The 19,610-nt window shown below is 68.4% G+C and carries 18 protein-coding genes and 1 tRNA gene; 4 read left to right on the top strand and 15 right to left on the bottom strand.

The genetic code is table 11. The features are described from left to right. The first annotated feature begins 11 nt into the window (after positions 1–11). Positions 12–1,562 carry a twin-arginine translocation signal domain-containing protein gene (locus QN141_00720; GenBank protein MDR7556994.1) on the top strand — a complete coding sequence of 517 codons (1,551 nt, stop codon included), beginning with the start codon at positions 12–14 and terminating at the stop codon, positions 1,560–1,562. 380 nt (positions 1,563–1,942) lie between these two features. On the opposite strand, the gene QN141_00715 is transcribed toward QN141_00720, so the two are convergent. Then, complete coding sequence (locus tag QN141_00715) at positions 1,943–2,899, bottom strand: threonine/serine dehydratase (protein MDR7556993.1); 957 nt, start codon at positions 2,897–2,899, stop codon at positions 1,943–1,945. Between the two features lie 134 nt (positions 2,900–3,033). Between QN141_00715 and QN141_00710 the strand changes: the two genes are divergently transcribed. Then, positions 3,034–4,032, top strand: a complete 999-nt coding sequence (locus tag QN141_00710) for a hypothetical protein (protein ID MDR7556992.1) — start codon at positions 3,034–3,036, stop codon at positions 4,030–4,032. Here QN141_00710 and QN141_00705 read toward each other — a convergent pair. Next, positions 4,016–4,564, bottom strand: coding sequence for a LemA family protein (locus tag QN141_00705; GenBank protein MDR7556991.1), 549 nt, complete (start codon positions 4,562–4,564; stop codon positions 4,016–4,018). The two genes, QN141_00710 and QN141_00705, sit on opposite strands and share 17 nt — an antisense overlap. Before the next feature lie 190 nt (positions 4,565–4,754). Here QN141_00705 and QN141_00700 point away from each other — a divergent pair, with 190 nt between their 5' ends. After that, positions 4,755–5,858 (top strand): aminopeptidase, encoded by a 1,104-nt coding sequence (locus QN141_00700; protein MDR7556990.1) that lies wholly within the window; start codon positions 4,755–4,757, stop codon positions 5,856–5,858. Here QN141_00700 and QN141_00695 read toward each other — a convergent pair. Together QN141_00695 and pyk are read right to left on the bottom strand one after the other, a co-directional pair. Further along, entirely contained in the window at positions 5,855–6,127 is a 273-nt protein-coding gene (locus QN141_00695; protein ID MDR7556989.1) for a hypothetical protein, read from the bottom strand. The two genes, QN141_00700 and QN141_00695, sit on opposite strands and share 4 nt — an antisense overlap. Then, the gene (pyk, locus tag QN141_00690; protein ID MDR7556988.1) at positions 6,124–7,605 is read right to left on the bottom strand and encodes a pyruvate kinase; all 1,482 of its coding nucleotides are present in this window, start codon (positions 7,603–7,605) and stop codon (positions 6,124–6,126) included. Before pyk ends, QN141_00695 begins: the two co-directional genes overlap by 4 nt. Positions 7,606–7,663: 58 nt before the next feature. Here pyk and QN141_00685 point away from each other — a divergent pair. Further along, positions 7,664–7,738: transfer RNA gene (locus QN141_00685), tRNA-Thr, on the top strand. 98 nt (positions 7,739–7,836) lie between these two features. Here QN141_00685 and QN141_00680 read toward each other — a convergent pair. The 11 genes from QN141_00680 to QN141_00630 all read right to left on the bottom strand — a co-directional run bounded on the left by QN141_00680 (position 7,837) and on the right by QN141_00630 (position 19,600). Further along, the gene (locus QN141_00680; protein MDR7556987.1) at positions 7,837–8,844 is read right to left on the bottom strand and encodes an RNA polymerase sigma factor; all 1,008 of its coding nucleotides are present in this window, start codon (positions 8,842–8,844) and stop codon (positions 7,837–7,839) included. A gap of 138 nt (positions 8,845–8,982) precedes the next feature. Further along, positions 8,983–9,873 carry a hypothetical protein gene (locus QN141_00675; protein MDR7556986.1) on the bottom strand — a complete coding sequence of 297 codons (891 nt, stop codon included), beginning with the start codon at positions 9,871–9,873 and terminating at the stop codon, positions 8,983–8,985. Between the two features lie 15 nt (positions 9,874–9,888). Then, complete coding sequence (locus tag QN141_00670) at positions 9,889–10,503, bottom strand: hypothetical protein (GenBank protein ID MDR7556985.1); 615 nt, start codon at positions 10,501–10,503, stop codon at positions 9,889–9,891. Positions 10,504–10,516: 13 nt separating this feature from the next. After that, positions 10,517–10,891 carry a cupin domain-containing protein gene (locus QN141_00665; GenBank protein MDR7556984.1) on the bottom strand — a complete coding sequence of 125 codons (375 nt, stop codon included), beginning with the start codon at positions 10,889–10,891 and terminating at the stop codon, positions 10,517–10,519. A gap of 263 nt (positions 10,892–11,154) precedes the next feature. Continuing rightward, positions 11,155–12,156, bottom strand: a complete 1,002-nt coding sequence (locus QN141_00660) for a hypothetical protein (protein ID MDR7556983.1) — start codon at positions 12,154–12,156, stop codon at positions 11,155–11,157. A gap of 31 nt (positions 12,157–12,187) precedes the next feature. Then, positions 12,188–14,188 (bottom strand): S9 family peptidase, encoded by a 2,001-nt coding sequence (locus QN141_00655; protein ID MDR7556982.1) that lies wholly within the window; start codon positions 14,186–14,188, stop codon positions 12,188–12,190. A gap of 158 nt (positions 14,189–14,346) precedes the next feature. Continuing rightward, positions 14,347–14,553 (bottom strand): cold-shock protein, encoded by a 207-nt coding sequence (locus tag QN141_00650; GenBank protein ID MDR7556981.1) that lies wholly within the window; start codon positions 14,551–14,553, stop codon positions 14,347–14,349. 105 nt (positions 14,554–14,658) lie between these two features. Continuing rightward, positions 14,659–16,398, bottom strand: a complete 1,740-nt coding sequence (locus tag QN141_00645; GenBank protein MDR7556980.1) for an ATP-dependent DNA ligase — start codon at positions 16,396–16,398, stop codon at positions 14,659–14,661. A gap of 48 nt (positions 16,399–16,446) precedes the next feature. Beyond that, the gene (locus tag QN141_00640) at positions 16,447–16,803 is read right to left on the bottom strand and encodes a DUF1428 domain-containing protein (protein MDR7556979.1); all 357 of its coding nucleotides are present in this window, start codon (positions 16,801–16,803) and stop codon (positions 16,447–16,449) included. Positions 16,804–16,989: 186 nt separating this feature from the next. Beyond that, positions 16,990–17,685 carry an SIMPL domain-containing protein gene (locus tag QN141_00635; protein MDR7556978.1) on the bottom strand — a complete coding sequence of 232 codons (696 nt, stop codon included), beginning with the start codon at positions 17,683–17,685 and terminating at the stop codon, positions 16,990–16,992. Between the two features lie 64 nt (positions 17,686–17,749). Next, positions 17,750–19,600 (bottom strand): DUF2207 domain-containing protein, encoded by a 1,851-nt coding sequence (locus QN141_00630; protein ID MDR7556977.1) that lies wholly within the window; start codon positions 19,598–19,600, stop codon positions 17,750–17,752. Positions 19,601–19,610 lie beyond the last annotated feature (10 nt).

Below are 19,610 nucleotides of genomic sequence, written 5' to 3'. Positions count from 1 at the left end.
AGGCGGGGAGGATGGCTGATGGGGAGTGGGTCTGGATGCAGGTGGCCGACGGCCGCTGGCGGCTCACCCGGCGGGAACTGCTGAAGACCGCCGGCGCCCTGGCCGCCGCGGCAGGGCTGGGACCGCTGCTGCTGCCCCGCGGGGCGTCCGCGCAGCCGGTCACGCTCCGCATCCTGCAGTGGCGGCATTTCGTGCCGCCCTACGACGAGTGGCTGGACCGCGTCTTCGCCCCGAAGTGGGGGGAGAAGAACGGCGTACGCGTCGTCATCGACCACATCGGCCTGGCCGACATCCCGGCCGTCGCCGCGGCGGAGTCGTCCCGGGTGGCCGCCGGCGCCGATCCCGGCCACGACCTCATCCAGCACCTGAGCCCCCCGGCGACGCTGGAGCGCCAGGTGGACACCGACGCGCATCGCGAGGTCGTCGAGGAGCTCAAGCGGAAGGCGGGCAACTACATCCCCCTGGCCGAGAAGAGCACGTTCAATCCGGTGACGCGGCGCTACTTCGGCGTCTCGGACAACTTCGTCCCCGACCCCGTGCACTACCGGGCCGACCTCTGGCGGCAGGTCTCCGCGCGCATCGTGGGCACGGAGCGCGTCCCGCTGCGCGGCCCGGTGACCTGGGATCACATCCGCTGGGGCGGCCGGGAGTTGAAGAAGCTCGGGCACCCGGTCGGGCTGGGGCTCTCTCAGGAGATCGACACCAACATGTGGCTGCACGCCCTGATGTACTCCTGGGGCACCTCGGAGGTGGACGAGGAGAGCAACGTCGTCATCGACCGGCCGCCGTTCCGGCAGCGCACTCTCGACGCCCTGCGGTTCGTGAAGGCGTTGTACGAGGAGGCGATGTTCCCCGGGGTTTTCGCCTGGACCGCGGCCTCCAACAACGAAGAGTTCCTGGCCGGGCGCATCTCGATGGCCGCCAACGCCATCTCGATCACCCGCACCGCGCAGGCCCAGGCCATCGCCGCCCTGCGCCGGGGCGAGGCCCCCAACAGCTCCCCCGCCGTGCAGTTCGCGCGCAACACCTGGGTCACGGAGCGCGCCCCGCAGGGCCCGGCCGGAGCGCGGGGGTTGGAGCACGTCATGGGCGTCTACACCCTGTGGCGGAACCGACCGGCGCCGGTGCGCAACGCCGCCCAGAAGTTCCTGGTGGACCTCATCTTGAGCTACGACCCGGACGTCGCCGCCCGCGAGGGGTGGGCGCCGGGGAAGTTCCACGCCAGCCAGGCCTACGACTTCCCCACGTTCACGGGGGCCATCTCCAAGGAGAAGCGGCTGGCCTATCTGCGGGACGACCCGATCTCCAAAGCGGCCGGCGACCGCAAGGACAAACTGGCCACGATCGAAACGGCTTTTGACTGGGCCTACCATGTCGGCTGGCCGGGCCCGTCGAGCGCGGCGATGGACGAAGCCTTCAACACCTGGGTCATCCCGGTGATGTTCGCCCGGGTGGCCCAGGGTATCGACACGCCCGAGGCGGCGCTGTCCAGCGCGGCGGCACAGTTGCGGCGGATCTACCGCAAGTGGCGGGAGCAGGGCCTGGTCGGCGGGCGGTTCTAGCGCCCGGGCGGGGCACAGGACGGGCGCCCGCGTTCACACGGGCGCCCGTCCCGATGAGCGGGCGAAGGCCCTGACCCGGAAAACCGGGACAACAGCATGGCCGGGACGGGACGCCAGCCGGTTGGCCTAGAGGAGGCCGGCGCGTAGCCTGAGCCATGGAACGGCGCGCGCGATGGGCCAGGGCGTGGGCCGTCCTGGTCGGGGACCCCCCGCGCACTCCCTCGAGGATCTCTCCCGGATCTTGGCCAATCTCGACGCACTGGTCACCGCTGTGAGCTCGGCCGGGGACTCGCGCGGAGGGTTCGCAGGAGAAGGGGGCGGCGGTGGCGGGGGCGGCGGCAGCAGTGCGGGTTGAACGGCGCGCGGCGCGCCGGCGGCGGCTACGGGCTGAGCAGGGCGCGCAGCTGGTCCGGGCTGACGTTGCCGCCGCTGCAGATCAGGGCGACGCGCCGGCCGGCGAGCTGCTCCCGGAGGCTGAGCGCCGCGGCCAGGGGCGCCGCCCCGGCGGCCTCAACGAGGTTGCGGGTCTTCTCGATCATCGCGCGCTGTGCGGCGCGGATCTCGTCGTCGCTGACGAGGACGAAGTCGCGCAGGTGCTCCCAGAGGATGCGCTGGGGGAGCTCGAACGCCGTGCGGGTGGCCAGCCCCTCGGCGTAGGTGCCCATGCGGTCCTCGACCAGCCGACGGGCCCGCCAGGAGCGATAGGCGGCGGGCGCTTCGGCGGACTGCACGCCGATCACCCGCACATCGGGGCGCATCGCGCTGACGACGACGCAGGCCCCGGCCGCGCCGCTGCCCCCACCGACAGGCACGATGATCGCTTCGACGTCGGGCCGCTCCTCCAGGATCTCCAGCGTGACGGTGGCCACGCCGGCGATGAGCAGCGGCTCGTTGCCGGAGTGGATGTAGCGGTAGCCCTCCGCGGCGGCCAGGCGCTCGCAGTGCTCCCGCGCGTCGTCGTAGTCGCGACCGTGCATAACGACGTCCGCGCCCAGGTCCCGTATCGCCTCCACCTTGACCGGGTTCGCGCCCTCGGGGACGCAGATGATGGCGCGGACCCCGAACAGCCGTGCGGCGAAGGCGACGGACTGGCCGTGATTGCCGGTGGACGCGGCGATGACGCCCCGCCGCCGCTCGTCCGCGGGCAGCTGGGAGAGCAGGTTCACGCCGCCCCGCACTTTGAACGCGCCGACGGGCTGGTGGTTTTCGTGCTTCACCCAGATCTCCGCGCCGACCAGGCGATCGAGCGACGGATAGGCGTACAGCGGCGTCGGTCGGAGGTAGGGACGGATCCGCAACCGGGCGCTGAAGACGTCGGCCAGCGTGGGGACCTGCATAGTGGATGAGGATTACAGGCGGAGGCGGCGCGCTCCTTCCCCCGCCGGCAGGACGGAGGCGAGAGGAGAGGAGGCGGAGGCCGTCTGGAGGAGACATCCGGAGCCGGTCGAAGGGACACTCGACTCCGGCGGGGTTGATTCGGGCCGGATGGCGTCTCCCCGCGACCGACCTGGCCGTCGCCCACGGGCCGCTGATGGTCTCGGGATTCCTGGGCGCGTTGATCGGGATGGAACGCGCCGTCGCCCTGGGTCGGCGCTGGGCCTTCGCCGCTCCTCTGCTGGCCGGAGCCGGCTCCGTGCTGACAATCCTGGGCCTGCCCCAGGTGGTGGCCCGCGCGGTGTTCGCGCTGGCCAGCGCCCTGCTGGCCGCCGTTTTCGCCGCCCTTTACCGCCGCCAGCCTGCCCTGCCTCCCGCGGTGATGGGCGCGGGCGTCCTGAGCTGGCTGGGCGGGAACCTCGTCTGGATGGCCACGTGCTCCCTGCCGCTGACCGTGCCGTGGTGGACGGCCTTTCTCGTGTTGATGATTGCTGGCGAGCGCCTGGAGTTGAGCCGGGTTGCCCGGCCGCCCCGGTGGGCGACGACGACCTTCGTCCTTCTTGGAATCCTGCTCCTGACAGGCCCGCCGCTCGCTCTGGTGAGTGCGGCCACCGGAATCCGCACGTCGGCCGCGGCGATGGTCGGGATGGCGGCCTGGCTGCTGCGCTACGACCCGGCCCGTCCACTGCTGCGGCTGGCCGGTCTGCACCGGTTCACCGCGGCGAATCTCCTCGCCGGCTACCTCTGGCTACTGGCCGCAGGGATCCTGTGGTTCGCCGCGCCCGGCCCGCGCGGAGGCTACCTCTACGACGCGCGCCTGCACGCCGTCTTTGTCGGCTTCGTCTTCTCCATGGTCTTCGCCCACGCCCCGATCATCCTGCCCGCCGTCCTCGGCCGCACCGTCCCCTATCGGCCGGCGTTCTACGGGCACGCGGCGCTGCTGCACGCCGGCCTGGTGTTGCGCGTCGCGGCCGACCTGATCCCCTCACCGCCGGGAAGGCGGTGGGGCGCGTTGCTCAATACATTGGCTCTGGTGCTGTTTCTCGTCAATACGGCGCGCGCGGGCCCGCTGACGGGCCTCAGAACTGCACTTTGACCGGTTCGCGCGAGACCGCCTCCGCCTCGAAGTACTCCTTCGGCCCGAAGCCGGCCAGCCGGGCCACGATGTTGGTCGGGAAGGACTCCCGCGCGTTGTCGTACTGCATCACCGTGTCGTTGTAGAATTGCCGGGAGAACATGATCTTGTTCTCGGTGTCGGAGAGGTCGGACTGCAACTTCTGGAAGTTCTCGCTGGCCCGCAGCTGGGGGTAGTTTTCCGCCACGGCGAACAGGGAGCGCAGGGCCTGGGTGAGCATGTTCTCGGCCTGGGCCTGCTGCGCCACCCCGCCCGCGGCCAGGGCCCGGGCCCGCGCTTCGGTGACCCGTTCGAAGACCGCGCGTTCGTGCGCCGCGTACCCTTTGACCGTTTCGACCAGGTTGGGGATCAGATCATAGCGGCGGCGCAGCTGCACGTCGATCTGCGACCAGGCGTTCTCGATGCGGTTGCGCAGGACGACCAGCCGGTTGTACATCGCGATGAAGAACAGCACGAGCAGGGCGATGATCCCCAGCACGATCAGCATCTCCATGAAGACCCTCCCTATCCGGTGTCCGGCGTCCTGTCAGGTGCCCGGTGTCCCGGCGCGAACCGCCGGAGGTTCCCGCCTCCCCTTGTGGGGATAGGACACATCCGGGGGACCTCCTGCCTCGCCGGGCCGCTGGACAGGAGGGCGGGGGACGTGTCACCATCAAGCGAGCACCATATCTTGGGAGGAGAGGATGGTTGACCCCCGCATCGACAAGCTGGCCAGGGTTCTGGTCCACTACTCGCTCAAGATCCGCCCCGGCGATCTCTTTCGGATCAGCGGTCCCGCCCTGGCCGCTCCGCTGATTGTCGCCGTCTACCGCGAGGGGCTGGCGGCCGGCGCCCACCCCTTCGTCCGGGTCGGTCTGGACGGGCTGGAGGAGATCTACTTCAAGCACGCTTCGGAGGAACAGCTGCGGTTCGTGTCCGAACTCCAGCGGCAGGAGACCGAGCGCATCACCGCATCGCTGGGCATCTGGGGCGAGTGGAACACGCGCGAGCTGACCCGGATCGATCCCAAGCGCGTCGCCCTGCGTCGCGAGGCCACGCGCGAGCTGCAGCAGCGGTTCCTGGAGCGGGCCGCGGCCGGGGAACTGCGCTGGTGCGGGACGCAGTACCCGACCCATGCCGAGGCCCAGGACGCCGAGATGTCCCTGGCCGAGTACGAGGACTTCGTCTTCGGCGCGGGACTGCTGGACCGCGAGGACCCGGTCGCGGCCTGGGAGCAGGTGCGCAGGGAGCAGGACCGGATCGTGGCCTTTCTCAACCGCCGCAACCGTCTCGTCGTGCGCGGGCCGGACATCGATCTGGAGATCTCCGTGGAGGGGCGGAGGTGGATCAACGCCGCGGGCGAGTCCAACTTCCCGGACGGCGAGGTCTTCACGGGGCCGGTTGAGGACTCGGCGAACGGCCGCGTCCGCTTCAGCTTCCCCGCCATCTACGACGGCCGCGAGGTGGAGGGCGTGGAACTGGTGTTTGAGCGCGGCAAGGTGGTCCAGGCCCGCGCCGCCAAGGGGGAGGAGTTTCTGAAGGCGATGCTGGATACCGACGCCGGCGCGCGCTACCTGGGCGAGTTCGCCTTCGGCACGAACTACCACATCACGCAGTTCACGCGCAACATCCTGTTCGACGAGAAGATCGGCGGGACGCTGCACATGGCCCTGGGCGCCGGCTACCCTGAGACGGGATCGAAGAACGTCTCAGGGCTGCACTGGGACATGATCTGCGACCTGCGCACCGGCGCCGAGGTGATCGCGGACGGCGAGGTAATCTACCGCAACGGCCGGTTCCTGATCTAGGGCCGGCGCACCTCGTCGATCAACTCCTCGAACATCCGCTGGGTCTGCTCGGAGACCTCGTCGGCCATCTCCGCGTAGGCTTGGTGCTCCATCGTCTTCATCTCGATGTTCTGGAGCATGTTGGCCTCGATCTCGCGGAGGAAACTGACTACGTCCTCGGTGGGGAAATCGCCGAACTCGCCGGATTTGAGGCGCCGGACGAACTCTTCCAGGCTGACCATCTCCACGAGGCACAGCTGCTCGTAGATCTCCCACAGCCGCTCGTTCATCGGCGGGCCTCCGCAGGCCGTCTTCGCTGGGCCGTGTTCGCGCTCCGAATGCGGTGTACCTTCACGAAGTTGGTGCGCCCTCGCGCCACCACCGGGGCCGAGCCCACCAGGACGATGGTCTCTCCGGCCGCGGCCAGCCGGCGGCGGAGGAGCTCGCCTTCGACGTGGGTGAGCATGGCGTCGGTGTTGTCCAGAAACGTCGTGGCGTAGGCCCGGATGCCCCACCACAGCGTCAGGCGGCGGGCGGTGCCTTCCTCCTCGGTGAAGGCGACCAGCGGAGCGCGGGCCCGCTGCTTGCTGACTAGTTCCGCGGTGCGGCCGGTGCGCGTGATGACGACGATGGCCCGGACGTTCAGCTCGTCGGCCAGCCCCGCCGCGGCGCGGGCCACGGAGGCGGCCGTCCCCCGCCGGGCGCCGGCGCGGGCCGTGAAGATGGCGGGGTTCGTGGATTCCACGACGCGGGCGATGCGGTCCATCATGGCCACGGCTTCCACGGGATACTTCCCGACGGCGGTCTCCTCCGACAGCATTACCGCATCGGTCCCGTCCAGGATGGCATTGGCCACGTCCGAGGTTTCCGCGCGCGTCGGCCGCGGGTGGTCCACCATCGAGTCCAGCATCTGCGTGGCCGTGATCACCGGGATGCCCACATCGTTGGCCCTGGCAATGATGGTCTTCTGCAGCACCGGCACCTGCTCGGCCGGCAGTTCCACCCCCAGGTCGCCCCGGGCCACCATCACCGCGTCCGCCGTGCGGAGGATCCCCTCCAGGGCGACGATCGCGCCCGCCTTCTCCAGTTTGGCCACGATGGGCACCTGGCGGCCCAGACGGGCCATGGCCCGCCGGCACGGGACGAGGTCTTCCGGGCGCTGGACGAAGCTCATCGCCACATAATCGACGCCCAGTCGGATCCCGAAGGCCAGGTCGTCGTAATCCTTCTCCGTCATCACCGGCACGCGCAGGGGCACCCCGGGCACGTTCAGCCCCTTGTGCGCGTAGAGGATTCCCCCGCGGACCACGCGCGTGCGGACACCCTCTCTGCCGGTCGCTTCCACCAGGAGTTCCAGCGCGCCGTCGTCCAGGAGGATGCGGTCGCCCTTGCGCACATCCCGGACCAGCCCGGGGTGGGTGGTCGCAATACGCCGCCCCCCGTCGCCCGCGGAGTCCGCCGAGAGGATGAGCGGCTCTCCTTCGCGCAGCGCGACGGAGCCGCCCGGCAGCGGTCCCACCCGCACCTTCGGCCCGGCCAGGTCCTGCAGCACCGCCACCGGCCGCCCCACGGCCCGCTCCGCCTCCCGGACCAGGGCGTACGCTTCGGCGTGCGTCTCCTGCGTGCCGTGAGAGAAGTTCAGGCGGAACACATCGGCGCCGGCCTCGATGAGCCGGCGAACGAGCTCAGGGGTACAGGTGGCGGGGCCCAGCGTGGCGACGATCGTCGTGCGGCGGTCCCACTGCCGCGGCGTCCGGAGCAGTTTCACACTGAGGGGGGTTCGTCTTGAGCCGCCCGCAACTCCTTGCTATGATGCTTCTGTCCGAGCCGGCGTAGCTCAGTGGTAGAGCAGCGCACTCGTAATGCGCAGGTCACGAGTTCGAATCTCGTCGCCGGCTCCATACCTTCGGTCTCTTAGGTCGCGACCGCGTCTCTCAATCCCCTGGCTTCGTTCTGCTCTTGAATCGCTCGTCGCCGGGTTCGCCGCTCGACGCAGTGTCTATGCCGGAGACGACCGGGGCGAGCGGTCCCTCGTCCCGGCCGGGCGGGGTTCCATGTGGATGCGCATGCGCGTGATGCGGTGCGCGCCGTGGAAGAGCACGGCGACGGCGCCGGGAGGGCAGCGCGTCGGCGTCTCCGGCGCGTTTTCGATGCGACCTTCGATAATCGACACCGTGTGGGAGGCGACGACACGATCCGGGTAGACGACGGTGCCGGCAAGAACGTCGCCCCGCACTTCATCTTTCCAGGAGGCGATGCCGGAACGCGAGGATGGCGGCGCATCCGGGTAGACGAACGTAAAGCGCAGATCCGCATCGAAGAAGTCGAACGGCCGCGCGTCACCTTGCCAGAGACCGCGCCAGATCTCCCCCAGGGTCTTCACGGTAAACGTCGTTGTGCCGGCGGAGGCCTCCGGATGGGCCGGGCGCACGGCCTGCAGTTGACGCAGCAGCTGATCCTTCGCCGCGGCCAGGCGGCTCCGTACCGTCCCCACCGGCACCCCGAGGATCAGGGCGATCTCCTCATAGGAACGGTAGGAGGAGAAATAGCGCAGCATCACCGCTACTCTCAGATCTTCGCCCAGGCCGGACAGGGCCCGCCAGACCAGGTCTTTGAAGGCGACGGACTCCAGGTAATGCTCCGCCATCTGTTCCGGGTGGTGGAGGTATAAGTATCTCTCCAGCCCCAGGGAGGCTGCGCCCACTCTGCCGCCCTTTCGGAGCATACCGCGGCACACGTTCGTCACGACGGCATAGATCCAGCTCCCAAAGGAAGCAGGGTTTCGGATCTCGGCGATGCGGGAAAGAGCGATGACACAGGCGTCCTGCACCGCGTCCTCCGCCGCGTCGCGTGAGACCAGGAGCTGCAGAGCCCGCGCGTACATATAGGGGCGCCAGCGTTCCAGAAGGATGCCCAGGCTTTCGGTATCCCCTGCCTGGGCCTGACGGACGAGGTCGGTATTAACCCGCCTGCCTCGATGAGCCTGATACTCGTTGCCGCGCTGCAAAGTCGGCTCCTGGCCGCCCTCGGCGAAGATAGGACGAACTGTTCAAAGATCAGCGAGAGCCGGTCGTTTCAAGCTAGGCTGGAAGGTTCTGTTCCACGACGTTAATCACCTGCGCCAGCTGGTCCCAGGGGGCTGCACTCAATGATCTCGGTGTCCGTCTGCTTCAGACGCGCTCGCCTCTGCCCAGTAGTAATGCTCCACCTGGCAAACCTGCTGAAATCCAAGCCGACGATAGACCGGGAAGCCCATCGCAGAGGATTGCAGGACGCCAATGTGGTAACCTATCTGCCGCGCCTCGAGCAGAGGCATGAGAGACATCGCCCCGCCGAGGCCCTGCCCGCGCGCTTCGGGGAGCGTGGCAACAAACTGCACCCCGGCCACCCCGGCGCTCAGAAATAAGTTGGAAGTAGCAACCGGCCTACCATCCAGATAGCCCAAGTAGTTGCGCATGGGCAGGTCCAGCCCGAGGCCGGTCATCATCTTCAGAAGGGGCTTCTCCCAATCCGGCGGCAATCCATATCCGAAGATGAACGTGCGCGTCCACGTCTGTAAGGTCTTTTCGTCGGCCACCGGAGCAATATGAAGCCCAGGGCGGGTCCCGTCTTCTTTCAGCGCGTGCAACTCCACGGCCATGCCAGGCGGCCCGTCTGAAGATTGAAAGCCCTGCGCTCGGAGAAGCTTTTCCCAGCCCGTGCGCGGCAGCGTCGGCGTCAGCCACCAGGTAAACCGTGTCACCGCCCGGGCCTTGAACCAGGCAATCGCTGTCTGCACGGTTTCTTCGTCGCCGTTCGTCGGCGGGCGTGAAGCCAGCACGCCGTTGAACCAGGGGAAGGGCACCTGCGTGTGCCAGCGTGTCAGTTCCGGATCGCCAAGAGATTCCGTTGGCGTCGCGCGGGCTATATAGCGGAAGAAATTGTGCAGGTTGGTTTTGACGGCCTGGGCGAGCGCAGGCGGTGAGAAGTCGGCAAGGACAAAACCAGACATTTCGGTCTCTCTCGAAGCTGGGCGATGACCTCGGGTGAAGATCATCGCCCAGCCGTGTGTTCAGGTAATCGCAGGACGCGTCATCGGCATTTGCCGCGACCAGATGGCAAAGCCCGTAACAGCGAAGGCGAGCCCCAGGGCCAGACCGCTGATGAGCAGCACAGGATAGGGCAGAGGTGGAACCAGCGATACCGGCGCAGCACCAATCCACAGAATCCCGCTCCACTTGGGCAGGTCGCTCGAACGCAGGATGGCAATACCCAGCAGGATCGCGCCCAAGGTAAAAGCGAGACCGATGACCAGAAGAAAGACCCCCAGCGATCCCCCCAGCAACGGACCAGTAGGATCCAGTAACTTCCCGGCGTTGGGATCGGCGGCCATGACGGGTACGACAAAGGTTTCGAGCGCAAATGCGAAGATAAAGGAGGCAATGCTGCTGAAGGTCAGCAGGTAGGCGATGAAGCCAAGCAAGCCCTTCAGGCGCTCGTGAACACCCCCCAGCCCGAGCAGAGCCGGCACCGCGCCGACGAAGAGTAGACCGTGCGCTAAACTCCAGCGTCCGGTGATGACCACATTGGGGTCAGCCGCGTCATTGGGATGGATCAGCAGCCCGATCCCCGTCAGGATGCCGCCGAGGAATAACGCCAGCCCCCGCCAGCGAGAGGTCATGGTCATGGTTTTTCTTTGTTCAGACTTGGTTCATCATCTGCATGTTACGCTTGACGACTTCCATCGTCTTGGCCAGTTCCTTCATCGGGCTGAGTTCAACGTACTCGACGCCCGCTTCCAACACGGGAGTGTGGCCTGGGGGCGCGTAATAGGCATCGCCCGCTTCGTAGATTTCCTCGTGATCCTTGAAACGATAGCGCAGACGGCCTTTGAGCACATAACCCCAGTGCGGACACTGACAACGATCGTCAGGCAGGCCCTTGAAAAATGGAGCGGGGTCAACAGGCTGGTTGAACTTGCCGAACTCGACGATGTTGCCGCCCCATTCCACCTGCCAGATCTTGCCCTCGGGAACGTCGAGAATCACCGGCAGGTCTTTCATTGAACCGCGCATCGCAGCCTCCTTTGGGATTTGTGAAGGAAGAGGCGTCTCCGGCGCGATACACCTTCCCGCCCGCATTCCGCCTCACTGCGTCTCGCGAACCGGCGCAGTCTGTGTCTCAAGTACTGGCGCCGTCTCGTCGCGAGAAGCCCTCATGCCGTCCTCCCTCCTGTTCTTGAGGCGACTGGTTCCCTCTAGAAGATAGATGCGGAGGCCGGGGCAAAAGTTCGCCGCGGGCAAGGGGGTGCGCGTCTCAGCCGCTGGTGTACGATCGTTCAGTCGGGAAGGCAGGCCAGCGCATTCACTCCGCGGTCAAATGCGCCCTGGGGCCAGGGGATCTCCACGACCTGCCAGGTCTTCCCGGCGTCGGCGGTGCAAAAGGTCCCGTGGTTGTTGGCCGCGTAGATGATGCCCGGCTCGTCCGGGCTGGCGGCGAACCGGCTGGCCACCGTGCCTCGGGCGTCCGGCAGTCCGGCCATGGCCGGCTGGAATCCCCCCTTTGCGCTCTTGCGGTAGACGTAGGCTTCGGCGCGGCGGGGGCTGTACGCGACGTAGGGTCCTGATGCGGCAGAGACGATGACGGCATCCGGGTCGGCCGAGTGGACGGCGACCCCGACGAGGTATCGGTGTTGCAGGCCGTCCACCTGACGAGACCAACTCTCGCCCGCATCCGTGCTTTCGAAGTAGCCGTCTCCCGCCGCGGAGTACAGCCGGCCGGGCGCCAGGGTGTGCGTGGCGGCCGTGTGCGTGTCGATCGGCCCTTCGCGCACCCGGTCCAGCCAGGTCCGGCCGCCGTCGAGCGTCCGGACCAGCGCGCCGGCTTCGATGGCCACGAAAACTCTGCCGGGGACGGCCGGATCGGTCTCGATCCAGCGGACGTGGTGGGTTTCGGGACGGGGCGGGAACGCCCACGATCGGGACGAGGGAAGCGCCCGCAGTCCCGGCAGCTCGTTCCACGTCTCTCCGCCGTCCTCAGAGCGAAAGGCCGCGCTGGGTTCCGTGCCCGCATACACCACGCCCCCTTCAGCCGGGCTGACCGCGACGGCCGTGACCTCGCCGTAGGCAATCCCCCGGCCAGCCGGATGCCAGGTGCGGCCGGCGTCGTCGGTGCGCCACAGGCCGTGACCCCAGGTCCCGGCATAGGCACGCCCGGGATGGTGCGGATCAACGGCGAGGGCATCGGGGGATTTGCCCTTCAGGGATTCCTCCACAGACCAGCGTGATGCCCGTCGCGCAACGAACAGCGCCCGCTCCGTGGCCACGAGCAGCGCGGTCATGCCCGCCACCTCATTCCGTAGGCGGCATCGCCTACCGCCCCGCCGGCACAGCCGATCTGGTCTCCTGCAGGTGCTGAGCATACCATTCCAGCAGGCGCTTCAGCCGCTCGAGTCGCGCTCTGGGCCGGCCGCTGCTGCTCATGGTGTGGCTCTCCCCCGGGAAGCGAAGGAAGACGGCGTCCTTTCCCAGCTTCTTCAGGGCGATGAAGAACTGCTCGGACTGCTCGACCGGACAGCGATGGTCGTCCTCATTGGCCGTGAGCAGGACGGGGGTCTGGACGTTCCGGACGAAGGTCAGCGGCGAGCGGGCCAGCAGGGTCTGCGGATCGTCCCACGGCGTCGCCCCCCATTCGGCTTCGCCCCAGGTCGCGCCGATGTCGCTCGTGCCGTAGAAGTTGTGCAGGTTGCTGACGCATACCTCGCTGACGGCGCAGCGAAACCGCGGGGTGTGCGTGATCAGCCAGTTCGTCATGAACCCGCCGTAGGAACCTCCGGTGACCGCGACGCGTCCGGGATCGACGAAGCCCCGCGCCAGCACGGCCTCCAGGCCCAGCAGGATGTCCTCAGCGTCTTTGCCGCCCCAGTCCCCGACCACCGCGCGGGTGAACGCCTCCCCGTAGCCCTGGCTCCCGCGCGGGTTGGTCATGATCACGACGTATCCGCGGGCGGCGAGGAGCTGCGCGTAATGGCTGCAGGCGTCGCCGAAGGCCGCGTGCGGTCCTCCGTGGATGCGCAGGACGGCCGGGTAGCGCCGGGAGGGGTCAAAGCCGGGCGGGGTCAGGATCCAGCCTTCCATCGGCCAGCCGTCGGCCCCGAGGTAGGAGAAGCGTTCCGGCGATCCGAGCGCGACCTCCCCGGCCAGGCCGTCGTTCACGCCGGTCAGGGGGCGCAGGTGCCCGTCGGTCAGCGCCCACAGCTCGTCGAACGAGGCGGAGCCGATGCGCTGGACGACCGTCGTCCCGCCGCCGACGTGGAAGTCCGCGACCACTTCGGCCCCGGCGGTCATCTGCCGCACCGTCCCTTCTCCGGGCCGCACCGCGTAGAGGTGCGTCTGGCCCGCGTCGCTGGCCAGGAAGAGGATCGCCCCGTCGCCGTCCCAGGCCAGTCGGGGGACGAGAGGGGTGAGCCGCAGGTCGCTGCCCACGGCGTTGCCCACCGAGCGGTCGAAACGTTCCGTGAGATTGGTGACCGGCCCGCCGGCAGAGGGGACGACGTAGACCGCCATGTTCGTCGCCGGCCCCGCGTGGAGGTCGTGGCCGATGAAGGCGATCCACCGCCCGTCCGGGGAGGGGGTGGGCGAGAGGCAGGGGCCGCCGTGCTGCGTGATCTGCCGCATCTCACGCGTGCGCACGTCCACCACCCACAGGTCGCGGGCCAGGCTGAGATCCGATGCCGGGGTGCGGTTGGCCACGAACACGACCTCGTGGTCGTTCAGCCACACCGGGAACTCGTGGTCGAACTCGCCGTCGGTGAGCCGGACGGGGGTTCCCCCATCCCGGGAGACCGTCCAGATGTGCGCCGGGCGCTCCACCCAGCCGAGGCCGTCGAACTTGTATTTCGCCCGGCGGATCTCCCGGACGACCACCTCCTCGTCCTCCCGCCGTTCGAGGTGCTCCGGGCTGCCCCGCGAAGCGAAGGCGAGCAGGCGTCCGTCCGGCGACCAGGCGGGCTGCGCGACACCGTCTCGGAAGAAGGTCCGCTGCACCGCCTCCCCGCCGCCGGCAGGCATCACCCACAGCTGCGGCGCGCCCCTCTTCCGGCCCAGGCGCCTGCCGCCGCGCGTGGAGAGGAAGGCGATCCGGCGTCCGTCGGGAGACCAGATGGGCTTCGTGTCACGGGCTTCCTCGCTGGTGAACGGGACCGGCGGGCCGCCGCCTGCCGGCACCATCCACAGCGCCGATCGGATCTCGTTCGACTCGACATCGAGCCGACCGAGAGCGAAGACGACCTGTGTGCCATCGGGGGATACGGCGGGATCGTGCGGGAAGCGGACGGCCAGGAGATCCTCGATCTCGATCGGACGGGGACTCATCATCGCCTCCTGAGACGGGCTGCAGGGGACCACTACGGCGCGCCTCCCCGGGTTCCTACTGACGGGGGGCTCGAGACCTGCGGTGTGGCGCCGATGTCAGAAGGCCCGGGCGGTGATTGCCCGGGCCTTCGCCTGCGATGCTGGCGGTCGGAAGGACGTTATCCGATAGGTCGCACTCGGGTCGCCTGGGGACCCTTCTGCCCCTGCCCCTCGGTGTATTCGACCTTCTGCCCCTCGTTCAACGACTTGTAGCCCTCGCCCTCGATCGCGCTGTAATGCACGAAGAGGTCCTTCGAGCCGTCCTCCGGGGTAATGAAGCCGTACCCCTTCTCACTGTTGAACCACTTGACGGTACCTGTCGCCACGATCTTCCCACCTTCGTCCTGCAGACTATCACAGAGGAACCAGCTTCTGCGACGCCTGCTCATTGTCTCATGGATTCCGCAGGGGCACAACCACATCTTCGCCCCCTATCCGGCCTTCTTCAGCCGGCGCCGGTACATCTCCACGAGCTCGGTCACGGTTGTGGCGTCGGCGGGGCCCTTGTCGTCCCGGACGCGTGTGAACCGGGGGAAGCGGATGGCCAGCCCGCTGCCCTGGCGGAGGACGTCCCACCCGGCGGTGTGCACGGGGCTCAGGGTGATCTCCGCGCCGATGACCTCGTAGACGACCGCCGGTTCGATCCAGACGTCGGGCGTCAGGCGGGCCGTGACACGCGCCGGCCGCTCCGCGCGCTCGTGGGGGCGGAGCATCGCGGGGAGGCTGGCGAGGAACTCGTCGGAGAAGCCCGTGCCCAGCTTGCAGACCGTCTTGAAGTCGTCTTCCTTGTCGTCGTAGGCGGCCATCAGCAGCGCCCCGTAGGTGCCGCCGCGCCGGCCCCGGCCGTGGAAGGCGCCGACGACCACGAGGTCCACGGCATCGGTCATCTCGCTGCGGTACTCGCGCTTGAATTTGATCCACTGCCATCCGCGGGCTCCGGCCTGGTAGATGCCCCCCGTGGCTTTGCAGACGAGCCCTTCGCAGCCGTCCTGCACGGCCTGCTCGAAGATCCGCTCCAGTTCCTCCACCGAGGAAACCTCAGCGGAGGTCGCCAGCTTGAACTGCTCGGCCGGTCGGAGGATGCGGGCGAGGACCGCCCGGCGCGCCTGGTAGGGTTCGGTGGTCAGGTCCCGCCCGTCCACATAGGCGGTGTCGAAGGCGAAGAACGTGGCGGGGATCTCCTTCACCGCCTCCTCGATGCCGTACTTGCGCCGGCGCGGCATGAGGTCCTGGAAGGGGCGCAGTTCGCCCGTATCGGCGTCCACGGCCACGACCTCGCCCTCGACGATGGCCTCGCCTGCCTGCAGGCAGCGCCGGGCCAGGTCCACCACGTCGGGGTACTGGGCGGTGATCTTCTCCATGCGCCGGGAGAAGATCTCCACCTCCGACTCCTTCTTGTGGATCTGCAGTCGCTCGCCGTCGTACTTGTACTCGGCGATGCAACGGCCTCCCAATTTGGCCAGGACCTCCGCGGGATCGCCCAGGCGCTCGGCCAGCATCGGCCGAATCGGCTTGCCCACGACGACGTGAACCTTGCGGATCGCCTCCAGGCCGCCCGCGGCGACGGCGGCGGCAATCTGACCCAGGTCGGAGGTCAGGTTGTAGGCGCGCTCCAGTTCCTTGCGGGCCTGTTTCCCCCCGGCGAAGACCTCGGCCAGGGCGTCGAGGATGGTCATGTCCCCGACACCCAGACGGAGCTTGCCCGTGGCCATGCGCACGATGTACTTCGCCTCGGCCGGTGCCGCTTTGGCCAGCAATCCGGCCACCGCTCCGATCCGCACGGACTGCGCCCCTTCGCCGGCGGCCCGCGCCGCGCGGTCCAGCCCGTCGTACACTTCATCGACGGTCAACGTGGCCCGGCGGCCTGCGCTCTTGGCCAGCAGCGTCTCGGCGACCGATCCGAGGTCACCGGAGGCGGCCAGCTGGCGCGTCACGACCTCCGGCGAGACGCCCGCCGCCTGGGCCACGGCCCGCACCGCCATCTTCTCGGCCACGCCGATCTCCACACCCTCGAAGTCGGGGTAGAGTTTGCCCTGCGTCAGGTAGGTGAGGCGGGCCAGGACGGAGTGCGGCGCCTGGCGGAAGAGGTCGGCCAGCAGCCGGGTGATGGCCAGGCGCGAGGTCGTGGTTTCGATCTCGGCGTAGGCGTCGGCGAGCAGGCGGTACTTCATGGCCCCATTATGTCACACTGCGGTGATCACTCCTTCCGTGTGAAGTCCCTAGGCTTCGACCAGGACCTTGAACCCGCCGTAGGCCATGCGCTTCATGTCGAACGGCATCGCCTGATTGGGCGTGTCCAGGGACGGATCCTTCATCACCCTGGCGTTGACGCGGTCGCGGTGCGCACGCGACTTGAACACGACGAATGAGAACACCACCGTCTCCCCGGGCTTGGCCCGCACAGTCCTGGGGAACGTGAGAGCGACATGCTTCGGGTGAAGATCATCACCGACGCACTCGAAGTACTGGAGGGCGCCGTACTTGCGCCAGATCTTTCCTGCCAGGCGTGCCATCCGCCGGTAGGCGCCTAGATTCTTCCTGGGCACCGGCAATACATAGCCGTCCACGTATGCCATGCTTCCCCTCCTCTACAACTTACACTGCCTCATTCTCCCGTCCATCCGCGCCGGAAGGTGACGGCGCCACGGCCAGCGTGCCGTAGGGCTCCACTCTACCAGAAGCCCGGCTTGGCCTCCTGTGACCAATGTCACACAGAGGCGACCGGTGCGTGGGGAGGCCGCTCAGGCAGAGCCTCCTGCCGATCAGTAGACAAACACCATCGTCACCCGGGCGGTGACGGTGATCAGTCCCGGTTCGATCGGCATCGGCACCGGCTGGGGGGCCGGGGCGGCGCGGCTGAAGGCCCGGACCTCAACGTCCACGGACTCCTCGGAGATCTGGGCGATCCCCTTGATCTGCAGGCCCGCGGCGCGGGCGATGGCCTCGGCTTTGTCCCGGGCTTCCCGCACGGCCAGGGTCAAAGCTTCCCGCCTCGCCTCCGACGGATCGCGCAGCCCGAAGGTCACCCCGAGGATCTGGTTGGCGCCGGCTTTGACGGACTCGTCCAGGACCTGCCCAACCAGGCGGAGGTCGGTGAGGGTGAGGGTCAGCAGATAGGTGGCGCGGTAGCCGACCACCTGCGGTGTTCCGTCCCGCGGGGCGCTGTAGATCGGGACCAGCTGGACCCCCGAGGTGCGGATCTCCTGGCGGCGGATCCCCAGGGTCAGCAGGCGGGCCAGGATCCGGTCCGCGATGCGGGAGACCTCCGCGCCGGCGTCTGCGGCCTCCGGGCGCTGGTGCTGCGCGCCCACGGTCACCACCGCCTGCGTCGGCGGGACTTCTACCTGTCCCCAGCCGCGGACGATGATCTGGTTTCGCGTGCCCTCCGGTGCCTGGGCCGCCGCCGGGAAAGGTGCCAGGATCATGACGAAGACAGCCGCGACAGCAGCGATGCGCATCCTCCCACCTCCCAGAGTGTGACGTGCGACGGGACCGATAGGTTCGCAGGAGGGGAAGGCGTCGCTATCCGGCGCGGCTCGAGCCGCCGCCGCCGCCCCCACCCCCGCCGCCGCTGAAGCCCCCGCCGCTTCGGGTAGAGGAGGAGAGGGCGCGGGAGAGGTTCTGGAAGTTCTGGAAGGACCGGGTGAGCGACTCCAGCGATCCCACCGATCCCGCCAGCCCCCGGCCCATCGACGGGGAGCGGAACCAGCGGGGAGAGGTGACCGGCTGGTGGAGTTCCGCGGCGACCAGTTTCAAGTTGTTGAGCAGGCGGTCGGCCACGCCCAGCGCCGTGGCGTAGACCAGGTAGTGCTCCCACAGGTGCAGCAGCTGCGGGCCGGCCTCCTTCATCGCCGAGAAGTCGGTCATGAAGCGGCGGAAGGCCTCCCACCTGCGCACTTCGAGCGCAGCCTCGGGCGTGCGCCGGGAGAGGCTGCGTACGGCGAGGTAGAGGAGAACCGCCCCGACCGGACCGGCGAAAAAGAGCGAGACCCCCATACCCACGAAGAAAGCGAGGAGCAATCCCACCACCGTGAGGCCGATGTAGATCACCTTCGCCCGCTCACTGGTCGCATCATCCAGCTTGAAGAAGGTCCGCTCGAACCAGCCGCGCAGCTGCGGTCCCCAGGACTCGACGAAGCGCAGGAAGTTGCTCTTGGAGCCCACGATGCGCTTGCCCCACGCTTCGATCTGGTCGCTGGTGGCCACCGTGCCGTCCCCGGCGTGCTTGAACACGGCCTGCAGCACGGCGATCTCGAAGGGCAGAAGCGGCCGCTCGTCGGCAGGCGGGGTGAAGGGGCGTCCGCCGTCCAGCAGATCCACGCCTTTGGACGTGAGGCGGTAGATGAGGTCGGTGTCCTTGAACAGACCTGTGCCGAGGAGGCCCTGGTCCTGGACCTCCTCGATCTCGAGGTACCCGAGGCGCGCCGCTTCGAGCAGCGTGGCCGCGAAGCCCTTGGGCAGGTCGTTCCGGTTGACCTTCCCCTGGGTCATGATCGCCGGCACCACCGCGGGCGGCAGCGGCCGCGGCGGCTCGCGTTCGTACAGGCCGTCGTAGGCCACCGGCGGCTCTTTGCCGTAGCGCCGGTAGGTCCAGATGTAGCCGACGATGAGCAGCAGGGTGATGAACACGGCGAGGCCGACGCCGGCGAGGAACAGCCGCCGCTGCCGCAGCTCGCGTCCGGCCTGCCGCCGTTCGTCCTGCAACAGGCTCTTGTAGGTCTGGCCGCCCTGGACGCGGGCCTGCGGGAAGGTGGCCGGATCCAGCAGCGCCCGGACCTCCACGAAGCTCGTCTCCGGGATGCCGTGCTGCGTGACGACGGCGCGGCTGCCGTCCGGGGCGAGGTCGAGCGATCCCGGCGCGGCGCGGCTGTGCACGAAGACTTTGAACAGCGCCACGCTGGGTGCCGGCGGGAGGAGGGTGATCCGGACGCGGCCGATCGGGGCGTGGTCGCCCTCCACGGCCTGCCAGTAGAACTGGGCGACGTCCTCGTAGCGCTGGACGGCGCCGCCGATGCGATAGCGGATCAGGAAGCGCTTCGTGGTATCCTGCGCGTCGTAGATCCAGGTGAGCTCCACCTTGTCCCCATCACGCTTGACCACGTGGCGGAGCGCCTGACGGGTGTCCGCATCCCAGACGCCGTGGTACTCCAGCGTGTAGCGCCCGTACTGCCCGCTGATATCGCGCGTGATCGACGCCCAGGAGAAGGTCCCGTCAAACCGGAAGGTGCGGACCTCTTCCACCTCGGCGTCGCCGTTGGGCCGGAGGCGGAAGGTCTGCTCGATCAGCGGGTGGTCGTAGGATTTCGCCCACGCCGCGGAGGCGGCGAGGACGAGCAGAAGGGCGAGGGGCGCGACGCGCCTCAGGGCGGTCATCCCTCGTTTC

Source organism: Armatimonadota bacterium, from assembly GCA_031459765.1.
Classification (GTDB): Bacteria; Sysuimicrobiota; Sysuimicrobiia; order Sysuimicrobiales; family Kaftiobacteriaceae; genus Kaftiobacterium; species Kaftiobacterium secundum.
This window is presented reverse-complemented; position numbering and strand designations above follow the sequence as displayed.